This window comes from Leisingera aquaemixtae (genome assembly GCF_006740765.1).
GTDB classification, from domain to species: Bacteria; Pseudomonadota; Alphaproteobacteria; order Rhodobacterales; family Rhodobacteraceae; genus Leisingera; species Leisingera aquaemixtae.
Window position 1 is genome coordinate 2,221,430 of the sequence record NZ_CP041159.1, and the last position, 25,398, is coordinate 2,246,827.

26 protein-coding genes are annotated in these 25,398 nt (G+C 64.4%); 10 read left to right on the plus strand and 16 right to left on the minus strand.

Features of this window, described 5'->3' with window-relative positions:
* Nucleotides 1–4 precede the first annotated feature (4 nt).
* Together R2C4_RS12570 and R2C4_RS12575 are read right to left on the minus strand one after the other, a co-directional pair.
* Nucleotides 5–490: a DUF995 domain-containing protein gene (locus tag R2C4_RS12570; protein WP_244940725.1), complete on the minus strand. Its 486-nt coding sequence runs from the start codon at nucleotides 488–490 to the stop codon at nucleotides 5–7.
* 429 nt (nucleotides 491–919) lie between these two features.
* Nucleotides 920–2,836, minus strand: coding sequence for a HAMP domain-containing methyl-accepting chemotaxis protein (locus R2C4_RS12575; protein ID WP_244940726.1), 1,917 nt, complete (start codon nucleotides 2,834–2,836; stop codon nucleotides 920–922).
* Nucleotides 2,837–3,031: 195 nt separating this feature from the next.
* On the opposite strand from R2C4_RS12575, the gene R2C4_RS12580 reads away from it, so the two are divergent.
* From R2C4_RS12580 to R2C4_RS12605, 6 genes are all read left to right on the plus strand, one after another.
* On the plus strand, nucleotides 3,032–3,907 hold the full coding sequence (locus R2C4_RS12580) for a TIGR01459 family HAD-type hydrolase (protein WP_039949362.1): 876 nt from the start codon (nucleotides 3,032–3,034) through the stop codon (nucleotides 3,905–3,907).
* A 197-nt stretch (nucleotides 3,908–4,104) separates the two neighbouring features.
* Entirely contained in the window at nucleotides 4,105–4,548 is a 444-nt protein-coding gene (locus tag R2C4_RS12585; protein ID WP_141890891.1) for a MaoC family dehydratase, read from the plus strand.
* 493 nt (nucleotides 4,549–5,041) lie between these two features.
* Complete coding sequence (locus R2C4_RS12590; protein ID WP_141890892.1) at nucleotides 5,042–5,974, plus strand: bifunctional riboflavin kinase/FAD synthetase; 933 nt, start codon at nucleotides 5,042–5,044, stop codon at nucleotides 5,972–5,974.
* The gene (locus tag R2C4_RS12595; protein ID WP_141890893.1) at nucleotides 5,971–6,453 is read left to right on the plus strand and encodes a YcgN family cysteine cluster protein; all 483 of its coding nucleotides are present in this window, start codon (nucleotides 5,971–5,973) and stop codon (nucleotides 6,451–6,453) included. Before R2C4_RS12590 ends, R2C4_RS12595 begins: the two co-directional genes overlap by 4 nt.
* A gap of 170 nt (nucleotides 6,454–6,623) precedes the next feature.
* Nucleotides 6,624–6,830, plus strand: a complete 207-nt coding sequence (locus R2C4_RS12600; RefSeq protein ID WP_141890894.1) for a hypothetical protein — start codon at nucleotides 6,624–6,626, stop codon at nucleotides 6,828–6,830.
* Between the two features lie 95 nt (nucleotides 6,831–6,925).
* Entirely contained in the window at nucleotides 6,926–7,960 is a 1,035-nt protein-coding gene (locus tag R2C4_RS12605; RefSeq protein ID WP_141890895.1) for a threonine aldolase family protein, read from the plus strand.
* A gap of 18 nt (nucleotides 7,961–7,978) precedes the next feature.
* Here R2C4_RS12605 and R2C4_RS12610 read toward each other — a convergent pair whose 3' ends face one another.
* Nucleotides 7,979–8,572 carry a 2-hydroxychromene-2-carboxylate isomerase gene (locus R2C4_RS12610; protein WP_141890896.1) on the minus strand — a complete coding sequence of 198 codons (594 nt, stop codon included), beginning with the start codon at nucleotides 8,570–8,572 and terminating at the stop codon, nucleotides 7,979–7,981.
* Between the two features lie 201 nt (nucleotides 8,573–8,773).
* On the opposite strand from R2C4_RS12610, the gene soxC reads away from it, so the two are divergent.
* A complete protein-coding gene (soxC, locus tag R2C4_RS12615; protein WP_141890897.1) occupies nucleotides 8,774–10,057 on the plus strand; it encodes a sulfite dehydrogenase in 1,284 nt (427 codons plus the stop codon).
* Nucleotides 10,044–10,562 (plus strand): c-type cytochrome, encoded by a 519-nt coding sequence (locus R2C4_RS12620; RefSeq protein WP_141890898.1) that lies wholly within the window; start codon nucleotides 10,044–10,046, stop codon nucleotides 10,560–10,562. Before soxC ends, R2C4_RS12620 begins: the two co-directional genes overlap by 14 nt.
* A 22-nt stretch (nucleotides 10,563–10,584) precedes the next feature.
* Here R2C4_RS12620 and R2C4_RS12625 read toward each other — a convergent pair whose 3' ends face one another.
* A complete protein-coding gene (locus tag R2C4_RS12625) occupies nucleotides 10,585–11,385 on the minus strand; it encodes an alpha/beta fold hydrolase (RefSeq protein WP_141890899.1) in 801 nt (266 codons plus the stop codon).
* Nucleotides 11,382–11,984, minus strand: a complete 603-nt coding sequence (locus R2C4_RS12630; RefSeq protein WP_141890900.1) for a 2-hydroxychromene-2-carboxylate isomerase — start codon at nucleotides 11,982–11,984, stop codon at nucleotides 11,382–11,384. The genes R2C4_RS12625 and R2C4_RS12630 overlap by 4 nt, the downstream gene beginning before the upstream one ends.
* Nucleotides 11,985–12,091: 107 nt before the next feature.
* Between R2C4_RS12630 and R2C4_RS12635 the strand changes: the two genes are divergently transcribed.
* Nucleotides 12,092–13,114 (plus strand): ribose-phosphate pyrophosphokinase, encoded by a 1,023-nt coding sequence (locus R2C4_RS12635; protein WP_008556654.1) that lies wholly within the window; start codon nucleotides 12,092–12,094, stop codon nucleotides 13,112–13,114.
* Between the two features lie 57 nt (nucleotides 13,115–13,171).
* Here R2C4_RS12635 and R2C4_RS12640 read toward each other — a convergent pair whose 3' ends face one another.
* Nucleotides 13,172–14,365 carry an MFS transporter gene (locus R2C4_RS12640; protein WP_141890901.1) on the minus strand — a complete coding sequence of 398 codons (1,194 nt, stop codon included), beginning with the start codon at nucleotides 14,363–14,365 and terminating at the stop codon, nucleotides 13,172–13,174.
* 69 nt (nucleotides 14,366–14,434) lie between these two features.
* Here R2C4_RS12640 and R2C4_RS12645 point away from each other — a divergent pair, with 69 nt between their 5' ends.
* Nucleotides 14,435–14,836 (plus strand): helix-turn-helix domain-containing protein, encoded by a 402-nt coding sequence (locus tag R2C4_RS12645; RefSeq protein ID WP_141890902.1) that lies wholly within the window; start codon nucleotides 14,435–14,437, stop codon nucleotides 14,834–14,836.
* On the opposite strand, the gene R2C4_RS12650 is transcribed toward R2C4_RS12645, so the two are convergent.
* From R2C4_RS12650 to R2C4_RS12695, 10 genes are all read right to left on the minus strand, one after another.
* Complete coding sequence (locus R2C4_RS12650; protein ID WP_141890903.1) at nucleotides 14,833–15,183, minus strand: H-type lectin domain-containing protein; 351 nt, start codon at nucleotides 15,181–15,183, stop codon at nucleotides 14,833–14,835. The two genes, R2C4_RS12645 and R2C4_RS12650, sit on opposite strands and share 4 nt — an antisense overlap.
* A 112-nt stretch (nucleotides 15,184–15,295) precedes the next feature.
* Complete coding sequence (locus R2C4_RS12655; protein WP_141890904.1) at nucleotides 15,296–16,513, minus strand: PAS domain-containing protein; 1,218 nt, start codon at nucleotides 16,511–16,513, stop codon at nucleotides 15,296–15,298.
* A gap of 145 nt (nucleotides 16,514–16,658) precedes the next feature.
* Nucleotides 16,659–18,242 carry a class I SAM-dependent methyltransferase gene (locus R2C4_RS12660; RefSeq protein WP_141890905.1) on the minus strand — a complete coding sequence of 528 codons (1,584 nt, stop codon included), beginning with the start codon at nucleotides 18,240–18,242 and terminating at the stop codon, nucleotides 16,659–16,661.
* 248 nt (nucleotides 18,243–18,490) lie between these two features.
* On the minus strand, nucleotides 18,491–19,204 hold the full coding sequence (locus tag R2C4_RS12665) for a hypothetical protein (protein WP_141890906.1): 714 nt from the start codon (nucleotides 19,202–19,204) through the stop codon (nucleotides 18,491–18,493).
* A complete protein-coding gene (locus tag R2C4_RS12670) occupies nucleotides 19,201–19,992 on the minus strand; it encodes a hypothetical protein (RefSeq protein ID WP_141890907.1) in 792 nt (263 codons plus the stop codon). Before R2C4_RS12670 ends, R2C4_RS12665 begins: the two co-directional genes overlap by 4 nt.
* A 408-nt stretch (nucleotides 19,993–20,400) precedes the next feature.
* Entirely contained in the window at nucleotides 20,401–20,814 is a 414-nt protein-coding gene (locus R2C4_RS12675; protein ID WP_058286041.1) for a F0F1 ATP synthase subunit epsilon, read from the minus strand.
* 56 nt (nucleotides 20,815–20,870) lie between these two features.
* Nucleotides 20,871–22,295, minus strand: a complete 1,425-nt coding sequence (gene atpD / locus R2C4_RS12680; RefSeq protein ID WP_058286042.1) for a F0F1 ATP synthase subunit beta — start codon at nucleotides 22,293–22,295, stop codon at nucleotides 20,871–20,873.
* 21 nt (nucleotides 22,296–22,316) lie between these two features.
* Nucleotides 22,317–23,195 (minus strand): F0F1 ATP synthase subunit gamma, encoded by an 879-nt coding sequence (locus R2C4_RS12685; RefSeq protein WP_141890908.1) that lies wholly within the window; start codon nucleotides 23,193–23,195, stop codon nucleotides 22,317–22,319.
* Nucleotides 23,196–23,210: 15 nt separating this feature from the next.
* A complete protein-coding gene (gene atpA, locus R2C4_RS12690) occupies nucleotides 23,211–24,749 on the minus strand; it encodes a F0F1 ATP synthase subunit alpha (protein WP_058286044.1) in 1,539 nt (512 codons plus the stop codon).
* On the minus strand, nucleotides 24,750–25,310 hold the full coding sequence (locus tag R2C4_RS12695) for a F0F1 ATP synthase subunit delta (protein WP_058286045.1): 561 nt from the start codon (nucleotides 25,308–25,310) through the stop codon (nucleotides 24,750–24,752). It abuts the gene before it with no gap.
* Nucleotides 25,311–25,398 lie beyond the last annotated feature (88 nt).

Genomic DNA, 25,398 nt, shown 5'->3' on the forward strand with positions numbered 1-25,398 from the left:
CGGGCTACAGCCCCAGATCCCGGCTGATCTTGCGGAACAGGCGCTGCTGGCTGTTGCCGCTGACCTGCTTGCTTTGCTTGTGCCGGTACCAGTCGCCGTCCTCGTTCAGGTAACGCTCCCACACGGTGCCGTCCGGAGCGGTGACGAACTGCCAGCAGCTTTTGTGCGGATAGGCCTTGACCGCACCGCCTTCGGCCTTGTGCCAGTTGGCTTCGTGGCAGAGTTTGCCCTTGCGCGTCACATACCATTTGCCGACGCCAACGGCGTCCTTGGTTTTGTTGATCCCCTGGAACTGGCCGTCCGGCGCCCAATAGGCATGGCCGCCGCTGTTCCAGTTCGAGGTCTTGCCCGCATAAAGCTGAAGGATCACCTCGGGCGGGGTTGCCTTGGCGCCCTTGGGCTTGCCGCCGGCCAGAGCCGGTGCTGCGGGCATGGAAGCCAGAACGCAGGCCGCCACGGCCAGTCTGAGGCTTTGCTTAACGGATGTCATGTCCTCCCCCCCTTTATTCCAGACACGGGTTGCGCGCCCGCCTGGGAAGAGGCCTCTGGCAGGTGCTGCCAGCTACGGCCGGCACTGCCCCCCGGCGCACCTGATGCCCCTGAACGCCAGGGGCCGCCGTTACTCGTTACACTTGCGCCTGCCAGAGGCGGCACCTCAGCCGATGGCCGGGCCGCCGGAGCAGGGTGCCAAAATCCCGGCGCGGCGCCAACCTATCGATATTGATAGGAGTTTGCTGCCGCCCGGGGCCGGGCCACGGCCTTGCCGGGTATCGGGCGGCGGCAGGCGCCGGGCGGCGCCCGGCATGGCGCGGCCAGCCTCATGCGGAGCTCGGCAGCGCCGTCTGCTGCCGCTGATCCTGACCGCCGGACGCAGGCAAGGCCGGCTGAGACGCCGGCCTGCGCGCGGCCCTGGCAGGGCTCAGGCAGATTTGGAAAGCGGCGCGCCCTCCTCCGGCCAGGCTTCGCTGCCGTCATTGAAGTCTTCCCAGCGGGCATCATCCTGCGCCGGGCTGGCCATCTCAGGCTCCGGCAGGGAGGGCTCCGCCGGATGCGCCGCGGGGGTGTCACTCCAGACCTCCGCTGCCGGCATCTGCACCGCCGCCGCGCCCTGCCCCTCGCGCAGGGTGAACTGGCCGACCAGCCGGTTCAGTCCCACGGTCTCGGCATTCATCGAGCGGATGGCGGACCCGGACTGCTCCACCATGGAGGCATTCTGCTGGGTCACCGAATCCAGCTGGGAGACGCCGATATTGATCTCGTTCAGACCCTGCGCCTGTTCGGCGGATTCGCTGGAGATGCCCGACACCAACTCGGCGATGTTGCTGACTTGGCTGACCACGGTTGTCAGCGCCTTGCCGGCGCCGTCCACCTTGCGCACGCCGTCCTCCACATGGGCGGAGCTGGTGCTGATCAGGGTCTTGATTTCCATCGCCGCATCCGAGGACCGCTGCGCCAGCGCCCGCACTTCGGAGGCCACCACCGCAAAGCCGCGGCCGACCTCGCCCGCGCGGGCCGCCTCGACCCCGGCGTTGAGCGCCAGGAGGTTGGTCTGGAAGGCGATGTCGTCGATCACGCCGATGATCTGCGAGATCTGCTGGGAAGAGGTTTCGATCGCGTTCATCGCGCTGACGGCGCCTTCGACCACCTGGCCGCTGTGCTCCACATCCCTGCGGGCGGAGTTCACCACCTCCTGCACCTCCTGGGCGTTGCGGGCCGAGGAGTTGACGCTGGCGGTCATCTGCTCCAGCGCGGCGGCGGTCTGCTCCAGCGTGGCGGCCTGGCTTTCGGTGCGCGACGACAGATCCTCCGACGCGGTCTGGATTTCCCCCGACTGCCGCTGGATCCGGACGCCGGCCTGCACCACCTCGGACATCAGCTCGTTCAGCCGGTCGACGGTTTCATTGTAATGCACCCGCAGCGGGTCGTAGTCGGCAGTGAACGGTTCTGCGATCCGGTCGCTCAGATCGCCGTTCGACAGCCGCTTGAGACCCTTGCGCAGGCGCTCGATCACCTGCTCGCTTTCCTGGCGCAGCGCATTCTGCTCGTCCAGGGCGGAGATCACCCGGGCCGACACCTTGTCGATGGCGCTGGCGATATCGCCGAAATCGTCCTGGCGCATCCTGTCAGCCACCTTGATGCCGAATTCACCCTCGGCCACCTCACGCAGGGCCGCCCGCAGCCGGCCGACGGGGCGCACGACGTTCAGCGTCATCTTGCGGGCATTGTAAATGGACAGAATGATCAGGGCAGCGGACACCGCCAGCAGCGAATAGAGCAGCGTCATATCATGCGCGCGGGCCGACACAGCCGTGGCGCGCGCGTTGCTGATGATGGTGTCCCCCAGCGGGCCCAGGACTGCACCAAGCTCGTCAGACTGGGCCTGAAACGCGGACAGAGCCGCCTCCAGCCCTGGCCCGCCGGTGAGCGCGGTGTCTATGGTTTCACTGGCAGCGCGCAGGAAGCGGTCCATCTGCGGCAGAGCCGCCTCCAGAAGGCGGCTCACTTCCGCCTCAAGCTCCATCGCCTGAAGGGCCGACATTTCTTCGCGGAAGACCGCATCCTTCTCCGCGGCCTTGGCGCGGGTGTCTGCCTTCTCCTCCGGCGTGCCATCCGCTCCGACAAGCACGGCGGAGAGCACCGAAGCCTCCACCGCGTCGTGCATCATGTCTGCCCGCAGCACATGGCGGGAAACCTGGGTCGCGCTGATTTGCCGTTCCAGCTCCAGCTCGCTTTGCCAGAGGCTGTAGACCGCGAAGGAGGACAGGATCAGAATCGCGACGACGGAAATAACACCGGCAATGAGAAACCGGGTCTTCATGGATAACGTACGGAACATGGGAAACACACCTTAGAGCTGTTTTCACCGCCAACCTTTCCCGCTTACCTTTAAGCAATCCTGAAGCCGCAGAGGCGGCGGCGGGTTTTTTGCGCTGTTTTTCCGGGGCGGCCCCCGCCGCCGCCGCACTGGCCTTCGCGAGGAGCCTCTGCCATAGGTAGACCCAAAGGACCTTTTTGTGTGGAAGAAGCTGCCATGACCCAGATCATCTCCTCCCTTTCCGAAGTCTCCGGCCGGTATAAGGCGCTGTTCGTCGACCTGTGGGGCTGCGTGCACAACGGGATCACCGCCTTTCCCGAGGCGGTGGCGGCGCTGCAGGCGTACCGGGCGGAGGGCGGCATCGTGGTGCTGGTCACCAATTCGCCGAAACCGCGCGCGGGCGTGGCGGCGCAGCTGGGGCAGTTCAACGTGCCGCAGGATGCCTATGACACCATTGCCACCAGCGGCGATTCCGCGCGGGCGGCGATGTTCACCGGGGCGGTCGGCAACAAGGTCTATTTCATGGGCGAGTGGGAGCGCGATGCGGGCTTTTTCGAGCCGCTGCATGTGATCCACGACCCGGTGGAGATCACCCGGGTGCCGCTGAAGGAGGCCGAGGGCATCGTTTGCTGCGGCCCGTTCGACCCGCATGCGGACCCGGCGGTGAACCGGCCCGATTTTCTCTATGCCAAGCAGATGGGGATGAAGCTGCTGTGCGCCAATCCCGATATCGTGGTGGACCGCGGCGAGACGCGGGAGTGGTGCGCGGGCGCCCTGGCGCGGCTTTATACCGAGATGGGCGGCGAGAGCCTGTATTTCGGCAAGCCGCATCCGCCGATCTATGACCTGGCGCGCCGCCGCCTGGCGGAGCTGGGCCAGGACGTTGCGGATGCGGATATCCTGGCGATCGGCGACGGGCCGCACACCGATATTGCCGGCGCCATGGGCGAAGGCATCGATTCCCTGTTCATCACCGGCGGCCTGGCAGCCAGTGAGACAAAAACATCGGTCCAGCCGGACCCGGCGGCGCTGGAGGCCTATCTGCAGAAGGAGCAGGCCAGCCCGGCCTATGCCATTGGTTTCCTGCGCTAAAGCAACCCTTCCCGGCCCCTGAGCCGGAGCCTTCCGCAGCATCTGAAGGTTGGACCCCGCCGCAACAGGCGGGGTTTTCTTTTGTCAAACCCTCTTGATTTTCTGCAACTGCAAAGTAATAAAGTTGCGCAAGCGGGCAATGGAGCGCGCAATTATTTCATCGGCGCCTGGGGCCAGACAGGTGAACGGAGGATCGAATGTTGGACAACATGCCGCGCGGGACCATCTGCATCGAAGACATCGAGATGGGCATGGTGCGTTACTTGCGCAAAGTTATCACCGATGAGGACATCCAGATGTTTGCCGAGGTCTCCACCGACCGCAATCCGGTGCATCTGGACGACGCCTATGCCCAGGACACCATTTTCGAGGGCCGGATCGCGCATGGGATGCTGACCGCGGGGCTGATTTCGGCGGTGATCGGCGAGCAGCTGCCGGGCCATGGCACCATCTACATGAGCCAGTCGCTGAAGTTCCTGGCGCCGGTGCGGCCGGGCGATCTGGTGCTGGCGGAGGTCGAGGTGACCGACATCGTGATCGACAAGCGCCGGGTCAAGCTGGACTGCCGCTGCATCGTCAACGGCAAGAAGGTTCTGGTGGGCGAGGCCATGGTGATGGCGCCGTCGCGCAAGTTCGACTGAGTTTTCGGCACGCAGCCGTTTCCGCCGCCGGGGGCCATTGCCCTTGGCGGTTTTGCTTTGCCGGATTGTGCCGTTTCGGTCTTTTCGTTTCCGTTTATGCGCTGAAACCCAGTTAAGGGGGCGGCGCCGCCGGATGGAGGTGGACAGACCCCGCCGGGGGCCTGCTCGGACAAGCTCGCTTGGACGACCCCCTTTTTATCAGGGCCGGTCTCCGGGTGTTGCGCAGGCAGCTCCACAGATGCCTGCGCCTCGTATCATGGCCCCGCGCGCGGGAACCATGGCTGGGGGATCGCGATCATTTGGGAGCATCGCATAAGGCCGTGAGGATTGCCTGAAGCGGGCGTACGGTGGGTGTGCAACACCTGCAAGCCTCCCCTCACCGCCCGGAACAAGGCGCGCAGCACCGCCGGGCGGACAGATGCCCGCGCGGCGCGCCTCCCTCCCCCGCCACTGGCCGCTTGAACCGCCGCGCGGGTGCGGGTACGGATGCGCCATGCGTATCGTCAGAGATTTTGAATTCGTCGAACACCAGGACCGGGGCGCCACCGTTGCCATCGGCAACTTCGACGGCGTGCATCTGGGCCATCAGTCGGTGATCGAGCTGGCCCGCAAGGCCGTCCCCGGCGCGCCGCTGGGGGTGATGACCTTTGAGCCGCACCCGCGCGAGTATTTTGCGCCCGATGCGCCGCCCTTTCGCCTGATGCGGGCCGAAACCCGCGCTCACCGGCTGGAGAAGCTGGGGGTGGAGCGGCTCTATGAGCTGAACTTCAACACCGCGCTGTCGAGCCTGACGCCGGAGGAATTTGCCCGCGACGTGATTGCCGAAGGGCTGGGGCTGGCGCATGTGGTGGTGGGCGCCGATTTCTGTTTCGGCAAGGGGCGTGCGGGCGATGCCGCGGACCTGCAGCGCTTTGGCGAGCAGTACGGCTTTGGCGTGACGATTGCGCCCTTGATGGAATATTCCGAACATGCCGTGTCCTCCACCGCGATCCGCAATGCGCTGAGCGAAGGCCGGCCTGCGGATGCGCGGGCGATGCTGGGCCATTGGCACCGGATCGAGGGCGTGGTGATCGGCGGCGAGCAGCGCGGGCGGGAGCTGGGCTTTCCAACCGCCAACATGTCGATTGACGGGCTGCACCAGCCGCGGTTCGGCGTCTACGCGGTGCTGGTCGATGTGCTGGACGGCCCGCACAAGGGCAGCTACTTTGGTGCGGCCTCGATCGGGGTCCGGCCGATGTTCGGCGGCGAGGTGCCGAATATCGAGACCTATCTGTTTGATTTTTCAGGCGACCTTTATGGTGCAACGCTGTCGGTCGGGCTGGTGGAATTCCTGCGGCCTGAGCTGAAGTTCGACGGGCTGGAGGCGCTGACCGCCCAGATGGATGCAGATTGCGCCCAGGCGCGTGAAATCCTGGCGGCGCTATGAAACCGGGCAAGGATGTGATCGACCGCTCCGGTCTGGGCAAGCGGTTCTGGGAGAAGAAGCCGCTGGCCAAGCTGAGCCAGAAGGAATGGGAAGCGCTGTGCGACGGCTGCGGCAAGTGCTGCCTGAACAAGCTGGAGGACGAGGACAGCGGCGAGGTGGCGCTGACCCGGGTGGCCTGCCGCCTGCTGGACGACAGCACCTGCCGCTGCGCGCAGTATCCGATCCGGCATCAGTTCGTGCCGGAATGCATCGTGCTGAAACCGGACAACCTGGACACCCACGCCTATTGGATGCCGCAGACCTGCGCCTACCGGCTGCTGTGGCAGGGCAAGCCGCTGCCGGAGTGGCACCCGCTGCTGACCGGCACGCCGGAGAGCGTGCATGAGGCAGGCGTGTCGGTGCGCGGCTGGACGGTGTCGGAATTCGAGATCGCCGAAGAAGACTGGGAAGACCACATCATCGACGAGCCGCTGGGCTGAGCAGGCGCCGCCGGGGGGGGCGCGCGGATCGCGTTCAATTTGAGGCGCATCATACGCAACCTGAGGTTGCAAATCCCCCTGTCCAGGCCGAAACTGCTGCCAGCCGGTTGCGGCTGCCGCCTGGCCGGGCGGCGGCTGTCGAACCGGGGCAAAAAAGGGGGCAGCAGAAAATGCCGTTTGAGCATGGCACCTATTTCACCGCCGCGGATGAGCGCAAGGCCAGGGCCTTTCTGGCCGGTCAGGGGCTGAGCCCGCGGCAGGAGGCTGAAATCCGCGCCTGGCACCGGTCCAGGCTGAGCGCGCAGCTGTCGCTGTGGTCCTCGGCTGCGGCGGCGGCCGGGATTGCGCTGGGGTATTTCCTGGCCGGGGTGTTCTGACGTTCCGGCGGGCCGGCCATTGCCGGCTTGGCAGCGGCGCGGGGCTGGCTTAGGTCTGGGAGCGGACAGCCGCAACAGAGCAAGGACCCAGCCCGATGCATTTCGCCTCCGACAATTCCGGCCCGGTGCCGCAGCAGATCCTTGACGCTCTGGCCGCAGCCAACCGGGGCTATGCCATGGGCTATGGGGCGGATGCGGAAATGGCCGAGGTGACGGCGCGGATCCGGGAGATCTTTGAGGCGCCGGAGGCGGCGGTCTATCTGGTCGCGACCGGCACCGCCGCCAATGTGCTGGCGCTGTCGACCCTGGCGCAGCCGTGGCAGACGGTGTTCTGCACCCGGCCTGCTCACATCAACATGGATGAATGCAACGCGCCGGAATTCTACACCGGCGGCGCCAAGCTGACGCTGGTGACGGAAGCCGACAAGATGACCTCCGAAGGCCTGCGCGCCGCCATCGAGGGCGAGGAGACCCGCGGCGTGCACGGGCCGCAGCGGGGGCCGGTGTCGCTGACGCAGGTGACGGAGTTCGGCACCGTCTACAGCCTGGCGGAGCTGCAAGCGGTCTGTGCGGCGGCCAAGGAATACCGGCTGCCGGTGCATATGGACGGCGCGCGCTTCACCAATGCGCTGGTGTCGCTGGGCTGCACGCCCGCCGAGATGACTTGGAAAGCGGGTGTGGATGCGGTCTCCTTCGGCGGCACCAAGAACGGCTGCATGGGGGTGGAAGCGGTGATCTTCTTTGATCCCCGGCACGCGGAGGAGTTCGAGTACCGGCGCAAGCGCGGCGCGCATCTGTTTTCCAAGCACCGGTATCTGTCAGCGCAGATGCTGGCCTATCTGAACGACGATCTGTGGCTGAAGAACGCCCGCGCGGCCAATGCCAAGGCGGCGCTGCTGGCCGAAGGGCTGGAGGCGGCGGGCGCGCATTTCACCCATCCGGCGCAGGCCAACATGATCTTTGCCGCCCTGCCCCGCCGCAGGCACCAGGAGCTGTTTGCGGCAGGCGCCATCTATCACCTGTGGGACGGGTTGCTGCAGGGGCCGGAGCATGAGCTGGTCACCGCGCGATTCGTCTGCGACTGGTCGGTGCCGGACGAGGCCATCCGGGCGTTCCTGTCGCTGCTTTGATCCCGAGCCCGGCGGCGGCTACTGGCGGTCCAGCGCCCAGAGCAGCGCATCCTCCAGCCGGTCGTCGCCCCAGAATATCTCCTTGCCCACCGCAAAGCTGGGCGCGCCGAAGATGCCCAGGGCCATTGCCTCCTCCGTTGCATCTGCCAGCATTTCGACGGTTTTTTCCGACTGCGCCTCTTCCAGCACACGGGCCGGATCCTGGCCAGCGGCCTCCAGGCTGGCGCTGAGGTTCGGGTCCTCCCCCGCGGGCTGGCCCGCCTCGAACCAGCAGCGGTAGGCGGCCTGGGTATAGGCCTCGCCCCAGCCCTCTGCCGCGCCCAGCGCTGCGACCTGATTGGCCAGCACCAGTTCCGGCAGCGGATAGGGTGCGGGCAGCCGCACATGGAAGCCGTAGCGCTGCGCCCGGCGTTCGACGTCGCGCCACATATAGGCGGTCTTTTCAGGCTTATCCTTGAACGGGATGTTGTTTTGCACCGTCATCACGTGGCGCACGTTGAACGGGCGCCAGCGGACCGGAATGCCCGCCTGCGCCGCCGCATCGCCGATCCGCATCACGGTGAGGTAGCTGTAGGTGCTGCCGATCGAATACCAGAAATCTAGTCCGGGCATGGGAGCCTCCTGTCAGTCGTGACCTGCGGTAGAGTTTAGCGGCTGAGGCGGATATTCCAAAGGCCATCCGCGGCCCGCCCCTGCCCTGCCCCTGCTGCTGCGGCCCGTTTTATGATAGAATTGCGATAGCAGCGGGTGGCAAGACCCGCGTCCCGAGGCCCGGTGCGAGCAGCAGTTGCCAGCAAGGGAGGGGAAATTCAGATGACACGATCCAAAAGTGACAGCACCGCGCTGGACTATGCCGCGGGCGGCGGACTGCTGAGCCGCCGGACGCTGCTGACTGCCGCCGCAGCCGGAACCGTTGCGGGACTGGCACGGCCCGGGGCGGCGCGGGCGGAGGCGGAGATCCCGGAGTGGACCAAGGCCGCAGGTGCGCGGGCGCGCGGCTACGGCATGCCGGCTGCCACGGAAGCCTCCGTGCAGCGCGCCATCATCGAGCCGTGGCAGGATGTGGCGCCGGCCTTCAGCCTGTCCGGCACGCCGCATCACCGCCTGCGCGGCACCATCACCCCCAACGGGCTGCACTACGAGGTGCATCACGGCGGCCGTCCCGACATCGACCCGGCCCGCCACCAGCTGATGATCCACGGGCTGGTGGAGCGGCCGCTGCAATTCGGCGTGGAGGCGCTGGAGCGTTACCCGATGGTGACGGCGGCCCATTTCCTGGAATGCGCCGGCAACAGCCTGTTCAACGCGGTGATGCCGGAGCCGATGCAAGCAGGCTGCGACATGCTGCATGGGCTGGTGTCGAACACCGAATGGACCGGCGTCCCGATGGCCGTGCTGATGGAGGAAGCCGGTGTGAAGCCCGAAGGGAAGTGGGTGGTCGCCGCCGGCGCCGACGGTCCGAGCCTGGCGCGCTCGATCCCGATGGAAAAAATCATGAGTGACGGCATGCTGGCGCTCTATCAGAACGGCGAGCGGATCCGCCCCGAACAGGGCTATCCGATGCGGCTGCTGCTACCGGGGTGGGAGGGCAATATGAACATCAAGTGGCTGACCAGCCTGTGGGTGACGGAGGCGCCGGTGCATACCAAGGATGAATCGGGGGAGTATACCGAGATCCTCGCCGATGGTTCCTCGCTCCAGTTCACCTTCGCAATGGGGGTGAAGTCCTTCATCACCCACCCGTCCGCCACCATGACGATGAACGGGCCGGGGGTGTATGAAATTTCCGGGCTGGCCTGGTCCGGCGCTGGCAAGGTGGCCAAGGTCGAGGTCTCGGCCGACGGCGGCGAAAGCTGGGCAGAGGCGGCGCTGGCCGGACCGGTGCTGCCGCAGGCGCTGACCCGGTTCAGCCTGGCTTGGCACTGGGACGGCTCGCCCCTGGTGCTGATGAGCCGCGCCACCGATGAGACCGGCGCGGTGCAGCCTGCGCGCGCCGACTGGAAGGCGCGTTATCACGCGTCGAACTTCCTGCATTACAACGCCATCCAGCCCTGGCAGGTCACAGCAGAAGGAGCGGTTCAGAATGTCTATCTTTAAACTCACCGCCGCCGCCCTGCTGCTGGGCACCGCTGCCGCCCACGCCGAAGGGCCCGGGCTGGGCCAGCCCTTGGATGCTGCGGAGATCCCGTTTTACGCCACCTATGTAAAACCCGATGGCACCGGCCTGCCCGCGGGCAGCGGCACCGCGGCACAAGGGGCGGAGATCTATGCCGCGAAATGCGCCGCCTGCCATGGCGCGACCGGCAGCGAGGGCCCGGTGATGCCGCCGGTGGGCCCCAATGATGTCTGGCCCAAGCCAGCCGGCAGTTACTGGCCCTACGCCACCACGCTGTTTGACTACATCCGCCGGGCAATGCCGCTGGAGGCGCCGAAATCGCTGAGCGATGACGAGGCCTATGCGCTGGCTGCCTTCATTCTGGAACGCAACGGGGTGATTGATGCGGAGACCGCGATGACGGCAGAGACCCTGCCACAGGTGCAAATGCCCAACCACGGCAACTTCACCGACGTCTGGGCCAAGCAGGGCGCAACGCCGTGGTAAGGCCGGACCGCGCCCTTCAAGCCTAAGCGCCAGCCCAGAAGCGGCGCAGGAACTCCGCCGTTTCGTTCGGATGCGTCACCGGCAGCATGTGGCCTGCACCGGCCACCGAGACAGTGCGGGCATTGCCCAGGCGGCGGGCGAGTCCCTTGGCGATCTCGGCCATCACCGGGGGGCTGTCCGAGCCGGTGACCAGCAGGGCCGGCATCGTGACGGGATCCAACGACCCCGGCGCCAGGGTGGCGTTTTCATCCAGATACAGCGTGCCATAGCTGGCCGGGATCACCGGCATCGCCCGCATCATGGATGCGCGCAGCGGCTCCGGCAGGTCGGGCCATTTCGGCTCTCCCGGTCCCCACAGGCGGTTGAACAGCCGGGTTGTCAGCTCCACATCGCCAGCCGCCCAGGCGGCGTCGATGGGCTGGTTGCCGGCCTCCAGCTCGGCCAGCACCTCCGGGGCGTCCGTTCTGGCCACGGCAAACAGCACCGGCTCGATCAAGGTCAGGCTGCGCACCAGATGCGGGCGCGCCATCGCCATGCGCAGGGCAACGGTGGCGCCGAAGGAATGGCCGACCAGATCCACCGGCTCTGTCAGCAGCGCAAGGCCCGCCTTTGCGTTCAGCAGCTGGTAATTGCCCTGCCCGTCCCAGTCCGGGCTGCGGCCGTGGCTCAGCATGTCATAGGCGGTGAGGGTGATGTCCTCCGCCATCACCTCTGCCAGGCCGCGCCAGGCGCCGGAATGGGCCAGCGAGCAATGCACCGCCAGCACCGGCCGCGGGCCCTGCCCGAAGCTGCGCGAGAAGATACCGTCCAGCTGATCCGTCACCCTGCCGCCTCCGCCAGATGGGCGTCCAGATCCTGCAGCCGGTCCTGGCCCCAGAACCTGGCCCCGTCCGCCGTCACCCAGAACGGCGCGCCGAACACGCCGGCAGTGACCGCATCCTCGAGGTTTTGCGCATAGGTCTCCGCGCCGGCCAGGAGGCCGCTGTCCGCCAGCGCGGGGTCGAAGCCGGCGCCCGCGAGGCAGGCGCGGATCACCGCGTCCTCTGCGATGTCCTTCTCCTCCGCCCAGCAGGCGCGCAGGATGGAATGCACCAGCTGCGCCATATCGCCGCCGCCTGCGTTCTGGGCGGCGATGATGGCATAGGCCGAAGGCGCCGCGTTGGTTGGCCAATGCGCAGGTTTCAGATTGATGGGCAGGCCCAGCTTATCCGCCTGCCGCTGCAGTTCGATCAGCCGGTATTCCTGCCGCGCCGGGTGCCGTTCGCCCGGGGGCGTGCCGCCTGTGCGGGCAAACAGTGCCAGGATGTCCAGCGGCTTGCAGGTGACTTCGGCGCCGTGACGGGCCGCAATCTGCCACGGGCGGGTTCCGGCGAGATAGGCAAAAGGCGAAAGAGTGGAAAAGTAGAAATCAAATGCTGCCATAGGCTGTATCTCCCGCTTAGAACTTTGCGCGACGGTAAGTGCATGATAAGCGGGGTTCAATATCACGAATCTGACACATTGCCATTGCTGCCTGGGGATCACAGCCAATGCCGACCTTGAACGAACCCAAGCTGATTGCTGGGAACGCCAACCTCCCTCTTGCCCAAGCCATTGCCCGCCGGATGAGCCTGCACCGCGGTGTCGACCAGGGGCTGGCAGACGCCCGCGTCGAGCGGTTCAATGACGGCGAGATCTTCGTCGAAGTCTATGAGAACGTCCGCGGCGAGGACATGTTCATCATCCAGCCGACCTCGAACCCGGCCAATGATAATCTGATGGAGCTGTTGATCATTGCCGATGCGCTGCGCCGCTCCTCGGCCCAGCGGATTACCGCAGTGATCCCCTATTTCGGCTATGCCCGCCAGGACCGCCGCACCAAGGCGCGCACCCCGATTTCGGCCAAGCTGGTGGCGAACATGCTGACCGGCGCAGGTGTTGAGCGGGTGCTAACCATGGACCTGCACGCGGCGCAGATCCAGGGCTTCTTCGACATTCCGGTGGACAACCTTTATGCCAGCCCGATCTTTGCGCTGGACGTGAAGGCCCAGTTCAAGGACCAGATGGGTGACCTGATGGTTGTCTCTCCCGACGTGGGCGGCGTGGCCCGCGCCCGCGAGCTGGCCAAGCGCATCAACGCGCCGCTGTCGATCGTCGACAAGCGCCGCGAGAAGCCGGGCGAAGTGGCGGAAATGACCGTGATCGGCGACGTGAAGGACAAGATCTGCCTGATCGTCGACGACATGTGCGACACCGCCGGCACCCTGTGCAAGGCGGCGCAGGTGCTGCTGGACAACGGCGCCAAGGAAGTCCACGCCTATATCACCCACGGCGTTATGAGCGGCCCGGCGGTGGAGCGCGTCACCAACTCGGTGATGAAATCGCTGGTGCTGACCGACTCGATCCAGCCGACCGAGGAAGTGAAGGCCGCGCCGAACATCCGCATCGTGCCGACCGCGCCGCTGTTCACCCAGGCGATCCTGAACATCTGGCACGGCACCTCTGTGTCGTCGCTGTTCGAGGACAAGACGCTGGTTCCGATTTACGAGAGCCTCTATTCAAACGGCGGCTGAGGCGGCTGTTACCCCGGAATTGATGAAAGCCCCGCAGTCAAGCGGGGCTTTTTCGTTTCAGGCCGGGGCACGGCGGCGGGCGGTCTGCAGCGCCGCGGCCAGCGCGGCGGCGGCCATCAGCGCCAGCACCGCCGCAGCCGCGCCGAAGGCGCCGCCGTATCCCCAATGGGCAATGGCCGGCGTGCTGGCGAAGGGCGACAGAAACTGGCCGCAGAACACCGAAGCAGTGAGGATGGCCCCCGCGGTGCCGCGCCGCCCGGCCGGGGCCAGGGCCAGCGCAATGGCCACAAAGCCCGGCGACACCGTGGCATAGCCGATGCCGACGGCCATCGCCCCGCTGAGGGACAGGGCCGGGCTGCCCTCTTGCGCCAGAACCGCAAAGCCAAGCGCCAGCGCGCTGTAGCCGGCGGCAAAGACCGCCGCATGGGGCAGACTGCCCTTGAACCGGGCATAGGCCAGCGCGGTGAGGCCGCCGCACAGCGACAGAAGGCCCAGCCCGGCGCCGGTCATCAGCGCGCTGTTGAGCCCCTGGGACTCAAAGAAGAACGGCAGCTGGGTCGGCATCATGAAGAACAGCCCGTTGGTCAGCATCTGCAACCCGGAGACCGCAATCACCAGCGCCAGCCAGGCCGGGTGCCCTGCCCCCTCTGCCTGCGCCTGCCCGGCGCCGGTGCGGTCCGGTTCGGCGGCAAAGCGCCAGACCGTGTAGAGGCCAACAGCCGCCAGCCCGTAGATCAGGAACGGCAGCCGCGGCGACAGGGTGGCGGCCAATCCGGCGAGGCCGATGAACACCAGCCCGCCGAAGTTGCGGGCCGAGATCTGCAGGCCGGTCAGCGCCTGCCGCCGGGTGCCGGTGAAATAGTCGCCGATCAGCGCGGTCTGGGCGGTCATGATCAGCGCCACCGCCAGGCCCAGGCCAAAGCGGCTGGCCAGCATCAGGTGCAGGTCGGGCAGGTAAAACCCCGCGGTGCCGCACAGGATGAACAGCCAGATCCCGGCCAGCAGCACGCGCCGCCGCCCGGCGCGGTCGGTGAGCCAGCCCGCCAGCGGCGCCGCCAGCATCACCCCCAGCGAGGGCGCGGTGACCAGGAGCCGCACCAGAAAGCCCGCATCGGGCACTGCCGCAAACTCCTGCTGCAGCCCCGCCAGTGCCGGGCTGATGGTGGCATTGGCCATGACCGTGAGGCTGGCGGCCATCAAAAGCGCGATCGCCTTGGGCTGCCGCCACAGGCCTGTGTTTTCCGTCGTCATCCGCAAATTCCCTTGTTCATTCCGGTTCCGGATGGCAGCCTGCGAATTCAAGCCAGCTTGAGGTCAAGGATGAAACTTCTGGATATTGGCGAGGTCGCCGAACGCTCCGGCGTGGCGGCCTCGGCCTTGCGGTATTACGAAGAGATCGGGCTGATCGCCTCGGCCGGGCGCAAGGGATTGCGGCGGCAGTTCGGGCCCGGCACGCTGGTGCAGCTGTCGCTGATCACCCTGGGCAAGGCGGCGGGGTTTTCGCTGCAGGAGATTTCGGCCATGTTCGGCAGGAACGGCCAGCCCGACCTGCCGCGGGAGCAGCTGCTTGCGCGCGCCGACGCGCTGGACGCGCAGATCCAAGAGCTGTCGGCGCTGCGCGACGCGCTGCGCCATGCGGCGGAATGCCCGGCGCCCAGCCATCTGGAGTGCCCGAAGTTTCAGAAGCTTCTGCAGGCTGGAAGCCTCACGGCGAAGGTCTAGTCGACGTCCCAGTCATCGGCATGGGGCAAGTCGCCGATGGCCAGCCAGGCGGCGCGCACACGGGCGGCGCGGCTGTCGGCCCAGGTTCGGAAGACGGCATCGAAGCCTTCGCAGGTGATGTTTTCCGCCACCAGTTCTGCCCGGATCGCGGCGGAGGTGTCCATGTCCCACAGCGAGACCGACACATGCACGGCGGGCGGGCGGGCGAACGGCTCGGAAAACTGCACCGCCCGGCGCCGTTCCCGGGGGCCGGTGCCGGTCCACATCTGGCCGCCGTCTTCGAAGTCCGAGAAGATCCCGGTGTCGCCCTGATCGACCCCCGTGCGGGGGTTGCGCAGTCTTTTCATTCCGTTTCCCAAGCGCTTAGCCTGACTGTCAGTCTAGGCCATACAGCAGGATAATCCAGAACTCAGCAGCAATGCGCCAGCGGCTGTTGCGGGGGCGCACGGTGGCGGCGGGTTACTTGTCCTCGCTGGCAAGCGCCGCGCTGAGCTCGGAGATGCGCTCCAGCCGGGCGGAGATCCGGTCCTGGAACTGGCCCAGCTCATCAATGATCGAGTTCAGCGATTCCCCCACATGGCCCAGCCGCGCGCATTCGATCTTGCACAGCACCCGGGTGGTGGTGAGCGCCATGAAGTGGCGGTGCAGGGTCAGGCAGGCCTTCTGGATGCGGTCGGCCTCGAAGCGGACGTCATGCAGGCTGGCGCGCGCCTTGGTGAACTGGGTTTCGGTCAGCTCTGACAGGATGGCCTGCTCGCGGGCGATGTCGGTGGAGGCGGTGCCGTCTTCCTGGTCCAGCTGATGGCCGCATTCGGTCAGGATGCGCGCCAGCCCCTCGACAAAGATGGCCGCCGTCACGGTGCCCTTGATGGCCCGGAATTTGCTGTCCTTGCCCCAGACGTGGGCCTCGAACCAGCTGGACATGTCGCGCGACATGGAGCTGTAGTTCTGCGACAGAACCGTCACCGGCCCGCCTGCCGGTTCGATCCGCGAGGCGATCACCCGCAGGTTATGCGGGATGGTGCGCATGGATTCGAACTCCTGCACCAGCGCCTCGGTTTCCCCCACCAGCGTGCCTGCGGTTGCGTGCATCTCGCGGCGTTCGGCCAGCCGGGCGCAGGCCGGGCGCTTGAGGCCGGCATCGCGGGCCAGCAGCTCCTCTGCCAGGGCGTGGCCCGCAAAATCGTTGTAGGTGTCAAAGCCCAGCTCCTTCAGGCGGGCCAGCAGAAGCACGGCGCTGTCCTGCGGGCTCAGCCCCTCTGCCTGCTCTGCCTGGCGCAGCTTGACGTATTCCTGCTCCACCGTGCGCAGCAGCGGGCTGGTGGGTTTGATCCGCGCCGACAGATAGCCGCCGTCGCAGGGCGTCACCACGGCAAACACCCAGTAATAGCTGCCGTCGCGGGCGCGGTTCTTGACATAGGCGCCGACGGTGCCGCCGTCCTTGATGGTGTCCCACAGCAGCTGGAACACCGCGCGCGGCATGTCGGGATGGCGGATGATCTTGTGCGGCGCCCCGAGCAGCTCCTCCAGCGGGTATTTTGCGACCCGGCTGAACACCGCGTTGCCGGCCCGGATGACACCACGGTCATCGGTGCGGGAGAAAAACACTTCGTCCAAGGCAAAAAAAGCCTCTTTGCTCCTGGTCTGAGCAGTCAGCGTGCGGTCTTCGAAGGACACGGGTCAGTTCCTGTCAGTGATTATTTATTGCTGGTTTATGTGTACCGCTCAGTGCTTTTCAAATTGCTAATGCGGCACGCGCCGCTCAACTTTTCCGGCAGCGCCGGGGGCGGCGGCGGCGAAACCGCCGCCGCCCCCGGCGGGATCAGGCAGCAGCCTCCTGCGCCAGGGCGGTGCTGCTGCGGTGCAGCGCGACGCCCAGGCTTTCCAGCAGCGGCAGCCGGCGGGCGGCGAATTTGCCGGCCCGGGCGCGCAGCAGGGCGAGGTTCTCTTCTTCGGTTTCCAGCACCCGCCCCTCGTGCTGCAGGCGCTGGCCCTGCGGCGCCAGGATGCGCCAGGCCAGATCCGCCCACTCAGAGGGCGTTTCCAGCCCCTCGCCGCGGGCCAGCAGGAACAGCTGCTCAAGCCGGTCAAGCTCCACCCCGCCGCCGGTGACCGGCGAGGCCAGAAAGCGCAGCGCCTCGCTGTCCTCGGCCCGCTTGCAGACGGCCTGGTTGAAGGCGCGGCAGGCGGCATCGCGCCTGGCCAGCCCCTCTGGCGGCAGGCAGGGCGCGATGCAGCCGGTGGCGGCCAGCGCGGACAGCAGGACGGTGATGCTGCCCCAGTCCATGGTGCCGAACACGCCCTGATCCAGCAGGCTGCGCACCGTTGCGGGGCCTTGGGCGAGCGCCTTCAGCACCGGCGCGTACTGCTCCTGCTCCAGCGGCAGGTCCTTGCCGCGGTGATGGAACCGGAGCGCGCCGCCGCTGTAAGTGCGGGTGAGCGCAAACGGTGTCGCGAACCAGGCGCCGATCTCGCCGCGCGGGGTGTGCGCCAGCTTGCCCTTCACGAAGATGTCGGTGCGGAAATGCTCGTTCAGCAGCACGTCCCGCAGGCTCTCGCGGCGGTCCGGGTCCGGCTCAGCCTCCAGCAGCGCCTGCTGCTGCGGCGTGAAGCGGACACTGTCGATATTGTCGAGCGGATGCACCGAGCCTGCAAAGTTCAGCTTGGCGCCGGCCAGCTCTGCGGCCAGATCCTCAAAGTGGAAGGGCGTCCAGTCCTTGTTGAAATACTCATGCGCCAGATAGTTGGCGGGCATGGCGTCCATATGCTTGAGACGCTTGGCGGCGGAAGGGTTGCTGGCAAAGAACCCCGCGCCGGCCGCGCTCAGCTGGCGGGCAAAGTCGATGGCATCCTGGATCCGCGTCATCAGCGGGCCGCTGCCCTGCTCTGCCCGGCTGGTGAGCAGGCGGCGCAGCGGCATCGCGGCGGCCCAGCCCGGCTGCGCGTTGCTGCTGACATACACCAGCCCGCCCGGCCGCAGCCGGTCAGAGATGAAGCGGAGGATGTGCTGGCGGTTTTCGGCGGAGACCCAGCTGTAGACGCCGTGCAGCGCGATGATGTCAAAGCTGTCCGGCAGGCCGGGCGCCTCGCCGAAATCCTCGAAGCTGCGTTCGTGAAAGCGGATGTTGTCCAGTCCGCCCTCCTGCGCCAGTTCGCGGGCGCCCGCGATGTGGGCCGGGCTGAAGTCCATCGCGTGAAATTCGATATGCGGGTTGGCGGCTGCCAGCAGGTTGGCGGAGAACCCCTGGCCGCAGCCCAGTTCGCAATAGCTGAGCCTGTCCTTATCGAGCCCGTGCCGGTGCCCTTGGCGCATGGCGCCGAATTCCAGCAGGGCGGGCGTCAGCTGGCTGTGGAAATCATAGGTGTAGTCAATGCCGGCAACATAGCCGGAAGTCCAATCGGTCACGGGGACTCCTGCGGTTGGGTAAACGTCATGCAGGGTAATTTCGGAAAATTTGGTGAGAATTGGGTTAAGAGGGGTGCGGATTGGCAGCAGTCTCACGGGAAGGTGAGAACAGGGAACAGAGGAAAGCGCGCACAAGACAACTTTCCATCGCAGCCTAGGCCAAGGTCTCCTTTGAGCCCATTACGGATGTCGGATGCTTGGCAGAACTTCGTACGCGTTGCAGGTCACAAACAGATCTTTTCGGACTCTTAGCCCCGCCGTAACGATTGGATAGGCTTTCCTTTAAACAGCCTATTGCCAATGCGGATGTGAATTTTTCCGTCCCATAATTGCCTCACAAAATCACCTTGGTAAAAGGTGCCCTCCCCCATCTGAATGGATCTAATATCTTTAGTCTCCTCAAATGAGAATTTCTCCTTCTTTATTTTTTCTAGCACCTCAAACCCAGCTTGGCGAGCTGGCTCCGAGAGTTGCGAATAGTTGAGCCAGCCCTCCGCGACGTTGATGCTTCTCTTCGCAAGTTTCTTAGTCGCTATTTTCGTGAATTTCGCCTCATACTCCTCATCGTCAACAAATCTTGCCAGCTCAACTGCACACAATGGGTGATCTCGAATCTCTCGGTACCGATCCTCCGACATAAGAGCTCGAAAATACTGACTAAATTCAGAAAGGCCGCGGGCGATAAAAATTTCCCCCTCTCGGTGAGCGAAGCAATGCAGGGCCAATTGGTCTACAAAACTTAACCTGTTTCCGTCATTCGCAAAAATTAAACGCTCTGCATTTGGCTTCTTAAGCTCCAGGAAATCTTCAATCTTCCCGTCACTTGATATGACTTGCTGGAAAAGTCGCCCTGATGGACCAGTCTCAGAGCTTAGCTGAAAGATCGGAAATACGCGTGACGGAAACCTACCAAGCGGATTGTGAACCGCAACAATCTTATATGAACTGCCACGAGGCCTCACCTCGACACACCTCCATCCAAGAAACCATGATCACGATACACTATTGAAATTTGAGCGTAGATTTGGCCAAGCCAGGAGTCCGTGCCATGAAAACCCTGCACATCGTAGTAGCGAACAGCTTCTTTAGCGAGTCCCCAGCGGTCCAGCGCATCAACTACCATTGGCTCTTCCAGTATTGCAGACGGAAGAACGATTGCAAGTGTTGCGTCAGCGATGTCTATCGAGTTTTCAGTTTGAATTTCTATTGAAGATGACCGTTCATCTCTAGTAACCTGATCTTCAGAAATTCTACTTGTAAAAGAGGGCTCCCTACTTAATTTCTGTATTCCTTCGGCTTCAAAGTTGAATGGAGGAATGTTGGTATTCTTCGTAGACCTCCCTCTCAGGTACTCTTCTTTGTTAGAATAAAAGGCGTCAACAAGCTTTTCGGCATACTCGAGCGATCCTGGAAGTCTAAAGTCTTCGGTTTCCGATTTTTTCGAAAAGAACCTCCTGTACAGGCCCAAGTAGAAAGCGCCTGTGTCAAAGGGGTAAACTGCTTTCAAGTTATCTATCTTGCTTGGATCTAGGACGAAAACAATAGGCCAATTGAATGACAGATCGCTGAATTCTGCTGTTTCCGTTCGATACGCTGGCCGTCCGTAGAACAAGTACAGCAATTTCTCGTTAAAGTGCTGGCAATGTGTAGGGTCAATACGATCTTCTGAACACAGATCTTCAAAGCTATACAAACTTGTTGTGTGGACTAAAGGTAAACGGCTCTCACTTGTGTGTTCTTCGTCAAGCATCTTTTGCAACCGCCCAACAGCCCGTCTTTTTGTCATCAATAGAACCACTTCATAGCCTAGGCGCACTCGAGGTAAAACCTCAAAGACACGCAAAAGTTGATTGCTTCCTCAAACTGTCCGCAACAGTATGATTTTTTGAATGCAGAGCTAAACTGACGAACTGAGTACGTGATGTCCAGCATGTGCCTTACAATCTAACTGGCAAAGTCTGCTTGTCGCGCACTGCGGCCACAGAGTGCTGTCGAGGCTGCGGCCGCAGCGAAGGGCGGCTCCGTCCCGCAAACGCACGATAGTCCCAACACCATTGGAGGAGGACTAGAACAAGGCCTGTGCCGAAACCCTCCCTGCCCAAAACAAAACCGGCCCCCAAGGGGAGCCGGTTTCTCAATCGTCCAATCCGCAAATGGATCAGAGGGACATATGGGTGCCCAGGGCTTCCATGTCGGCGAGCAGCTTGGCTGCGTCCTCGACCAACCCGTGCGGCTGGTCTTCCTCTTTCGCGGTCTTGTACATCTCGCGGGCTTCCTCGATCAGCTCGTTCATCTGATCGCGGGTCATCTCAGTCATCGGGATCGCGCGTTCGGCCAGAACCGACAGGCTGTCGCCTGCGATTTCAGCAAAACCGCCGGTCACCAGATACTCCGAATTGCCTTCGGGGCTTTCGACCTTCAGCACGCCGGGGCGCAGGGTGGTGATGGTCGGCGCGTGCTGAGGCATCGCCGTCATGTCGCCCTCGGCGCCGGGGATCTGAACCGCGCTCGCCTGCAGCGACGCCAGGGCGCGCTCGGGGCTGACGAGGTCGAATTGCATCGTTTGTGCCATTGGGGCCTCCTTTCAGGGTTCCCCCGCACCGCGAAAGCGCGGGGGAAAATCCGTTCTTAGGCGGCTTCCGCAGCCATCTTCTCGGCTTTGGCGAGCACTTCGTCGATGCCGCCAACCATGTAGAAGGCGCCTTCGGGCAGGTGGTCGTATTCGCCGGCCACAACCGCCTTGAACGACGAGATGGTGTCTTCCAGCGGAACCTGGACGCCATCGGAGCCGGTGAAGACCTTCGCAACGTCGAACGGCTGGGACAGGAAACGCTGGATTTTACGCGCACGCGCAACGGTCAGCTTGTCCTCTTCCGACAGTTCGTCCATGCCGAGGATGGCGATGATGTCCTGCAGCGACTTGTAGCGCTGGAGGATCTGCTGAACGTCGGAAGCCACTTTGTAGTGCTCTTCGCCAACGATCTGCGGGTCCATCAGGCGCGACGAGGAGTCGAGCGGGTCCACGGCGGGGTAGATGCCGAGCTCGGAGATCGCACGGTTCAGAACGGTGGTCGCGTCCAGGTGGGCAAAGGTGGTTGCCGGTGCCGGGTCGGTAAGGTCGTCCGCGGGAACGTAGACGGCCTGGATCGAGGTGATCGAGCCGTTCTTGGTGGAGGTGATACGCTCCTGCATCGCGCCCATGTCGGTGGCCAGGGTCGGCTGGTAGCCCACAGCGGAGGGGATACGGCCGAGCAGAGCCGACACTTCTGAGCCTGCCTGGGTGAAGCGGAAGATGTTGTCCACGAAGAACAGAACGTCGGTGCCGGACTGGTCGCGGAACTGTTCGGCCAGGGTCAGGCCGGTCAGCGCAACACGGGCACGGGCTCCCGGAGGCTCGTTCATCTGACCATAGACCAGGGCCACCTGGGAGTCTTCCAGGTTGTCCGGCTTGATCACGTTGGATTCGATCATTTCCCAGTACAGGTCGTTGCCTTCACGGGTCCGTTCGCCAACACCCGCGAACACCGAGTAGCCGGAGTGCACTTTTGCGATGTTGTTGATCAGTTCCATGATCAGAACGGTCTTGCCCACGCCGGCGCCGCCGAACAGGCCGATTTTGCCGCCTTTGGAGTACGGGGCCAGCAGGTCGATCACCTTGATGCCGGTCACCAGGATCTCGGACTCGGTGGACTGCTCGTTGAACTCGGGCGCGGGCTGGTGGATGGCGCGGGTTTCGGTCGCGTTGACCGGGCCCTTTTCGTCCACCGGCTCACCCACCACGTTCAGGATGCGGCCCAGGGTGGCGTTGCCGACCGGGATCGAGATCGGCGCGCCGGTGTCGCTCACGGCGCGGCCGCGGACCAGGCCCTCGGTTGCGTCCATAGCGATGGTGCGGACGGTGTTTTCGCCGAGGTGCTGTGCCACTTCCAGAACCAGGGTCTTGCCCTCGTTTTCGGTGTGCAGTGCGTTCAGAATTGCGGGCAGGTGGTCGTCAAACTGGACGTCCACAACGGCGCCGATGATCTGGGTCACCTTGCCTTTTGCTTGTGCCATTTGTTGGTCTCCGGTTGTCTCTTAGAGCGCCTCAGCGCCCGAAATGATTTCAATCAGCTCGTTGGTGATCACGGCCTGGCGGGAGCGGTTGAACTCGATGGTCAGCTTGTCGATCATATCGCCCGCGTTGCGGGTTGCGTTGTCCATCGCGCTCATCCGGGCACCCTGTTCGGATGCGCCGTTTTCCAGCAGCCCCGAGAAGATCTGGGTCGCCACGCCGCGCGGCAGCAGGTCCGCCAGGATCCGCTCTTCGCCGGGCTCGTAGTCATAGACCGCAGATGCGCCGTCCTGGGCCTCGCCGCCCTCGTAGGAAGCCGGGATGATCTGCTGCGCGGTCGGGATCTGGGTCACCACGTTGACGAACTCCGAGAAGAAGATCGTGGCAACGTCGAATTCACCAGCATCGAACCGGGTCAGGATGTCCTTGGCGATGGCCTGCGCATTGGCATAGCCGACGCGCTTGACATCGCTGAGGTCCACATGGCCGACGAAATCACTGCCAAGGTCGCGCTTCAGGGCATCGCGGCCCTTCTTGCCGACGGTCAGGATCTTGACCGTCTTGCCCGCGGCCTTCAGCCCGGCCGCCTTCTGGCGGGCGAGCTTGGCAATGTTCGAGTTGAAGCCGCCGCAGAGGCCGCGTTCGGCGGTCATGACCACCAGGAGGTGAACCTGGTCCGAGCCGGTGCCGCGAAGCAGCTTGGGCGCGGAGTCGCTGCCGCCGACCGAGGCCGCCAGCCCTGCCATCACGGCGTTGAACCGCTTGGTGTAGGGCCGGGAATCCTCGGCAGCTTCCTGGGCGCGGCGAAGTTTCGCCGCGGCCACCATTTGCATGGCTTTGGTGATCTTGCGGGTCGATTTGACCGACTCGATCCTGTTTTTAAGGTCCTTGAGAGAAGGCATGTCCCGACTCTCTCCTTATGCGAAGGTGGCGGCGTATTCGTCGATCGCAGCCTTGAGTTTGTCAGCGGCATCGCCCTTGATCTTGGGATCTTCGTTGGTGATCCAGTCCAGGGTCTCCTTGCCTTTGCCGCGCATGTGCGCCAGCAGGCCCGCTTCCCAGCGGCTGACGTCCTTGAGGTCGATCTTGTCGAGGTAGCCGTTGGTGCCGGCGAAGATGACGCAGACGATCTCAGCGTTGGTCAGCGGCGAGTACTGCGGCTGCTTCATCAGCTCGGTCAGACGGGCGCCACGGTTCAGCAGCTGCTGGGTGGCGGCGTCGAGGTCGGAGCCGAACTGGGCGAAGGCCGCCATTTCGCGGTACTGGGCCAGCGACAGTTTCACCGGGCCTGCAACGGTCTTCATCGCGTTGGTCTGGGCCGAGGAGCCCACACGCGAAACCGACAGACCGGTGTTCACGGCGGGGCGGATGCCCTGGTAGAACAGTTCGGTTTCCAGGAAGATCTGGCCGTCGGTGATCGAGATCACGTTGGTCGGAATAAACGCGGACACGTCGCCGCCCTGGGTCTCAATAACCGGCAGAGCGGTCAGCGAGCCGGCGCCGAAGTCTTCGTTCAGCTTGGCCGAACGCTCCAGCAGGCGGGAGTGCAGGTAGAAAACGTCGCCCGGGTAAGCTTCGCGGCCCGGCGGACGGCGCAGCAGCAGGGACATCTGGCGGTAGGCCACGGCCTGCTTGGACAGGTCATCATAGATGATCAGCGCGTGCTTGCCGCTGTCGCGGAAGTATTCGGCCATCGCGGTTGCGGCGTAGGGTGCCAGGAACTGCAGCGGCGCCGGGTCGGACGCGGTTGCGGCCACGACGATGGAGTATTCCATCGCGCCGGCTTCTTCCAGCTTCTTCACCAGCTGGGCAACGGTCGAGCGCTTCTGGCCGACAGCGACATAGACGCAGTACAGCTTCTTGGACTCGTCGTCGCCTGCGGCGTCGTTGTAGGTTTTCTGGTTCAGGATGGTGTCCAGAGCCACGGCGGTTTTACCGGTCTGACGGTCGCCGATGATCAGCTCGCGCTGGCCGCGGCCGATCGGGATCATCGCGTCGACCGACTTGAGGCCGGTTGCCATCGGCTCGTGCACCGATTTACGCGGGATGATGCCCGGCGCCTTGACGTCTGCGACTTTACGCTCGGAGGCGTTGATCGGGCCCTTGCCGTCCAGCGGGTTGCCCAGACCGTCGACAACGCGGCCCAGCAGCTCGGGGCCGGCCGGAACGTCCACGATGGAGTTGGTGCGCTTGACGGTGTCGCCTTCTTTAATGTCGCGGTCGGAGCCGAAGATCACGATACCGACGTTGTCGTTTTCCAGGTTCAGCGCCATGCCCATGATGCCGCCCGGGAATTCGACCATTTCACCGGCCTGAACATTGTCGAGGCCGTAAACGCGGGCAATACCGTCACCAACGGACAGCACGCGGCCGATTTCTGCCACTTCGGCTTCTTGACCAAAATTCTTGATCTGGTCTTTCAGGATCGCAGAAATCTCTGCTGCTTGGATACCCATTTATCCGACCTCTTTCATTGCATTCTGTAGGGAGTTGAGCTTGGAGCGGATCGAACTGTCGATCATCTTCGAGCCCACTTTAACGACGAGACCGCCGATGATGGACGCATCGACGGTGGCATTGATGGTGACTTTCTTGCCCACGCGCTCGGCCAGGGTCTTGGCCAGCTTTTCGCTTTGGGTCTTGGTCAGCGCCTTGGCGGACACCACTTCGGCGGTGACTTCGCCGCGGGCCTCGGCCAGCCGGGCGCGCAGCGCGTCAATCAGCGCGGGCACCACGAACAGGCGGCGTTTGTCGGCCATCAGGGCAAGAGTATTGCGCAGGACGGGATCCAGCCCCATCTTCTCTGCCACCGCGGTGATCGCGGCGCCCTGCTCTTCGCGCGACACGAGCGGCGAGCGGATCAGGCTGTTGAGGTCTTCGCTGTCAGCCAGCGCGGCTGCCAGGTCATTGATGCTGGTTTCAAGGCTGTCGAGCGCCTTGTTTTCTTCAGCGATGTCGAACACCGCCGTGGCATAGCGCGCAGCAATGCCTGCAGAAATCGAAGCTGGTTCGGACACGTCCACCCTTCCGATATGTTTTTGGCCCCGGTTGGCATACCTGGCCTCAGGCGGCGTCCGGGGGCGTGAGTCATCCCCCATTGGCAGC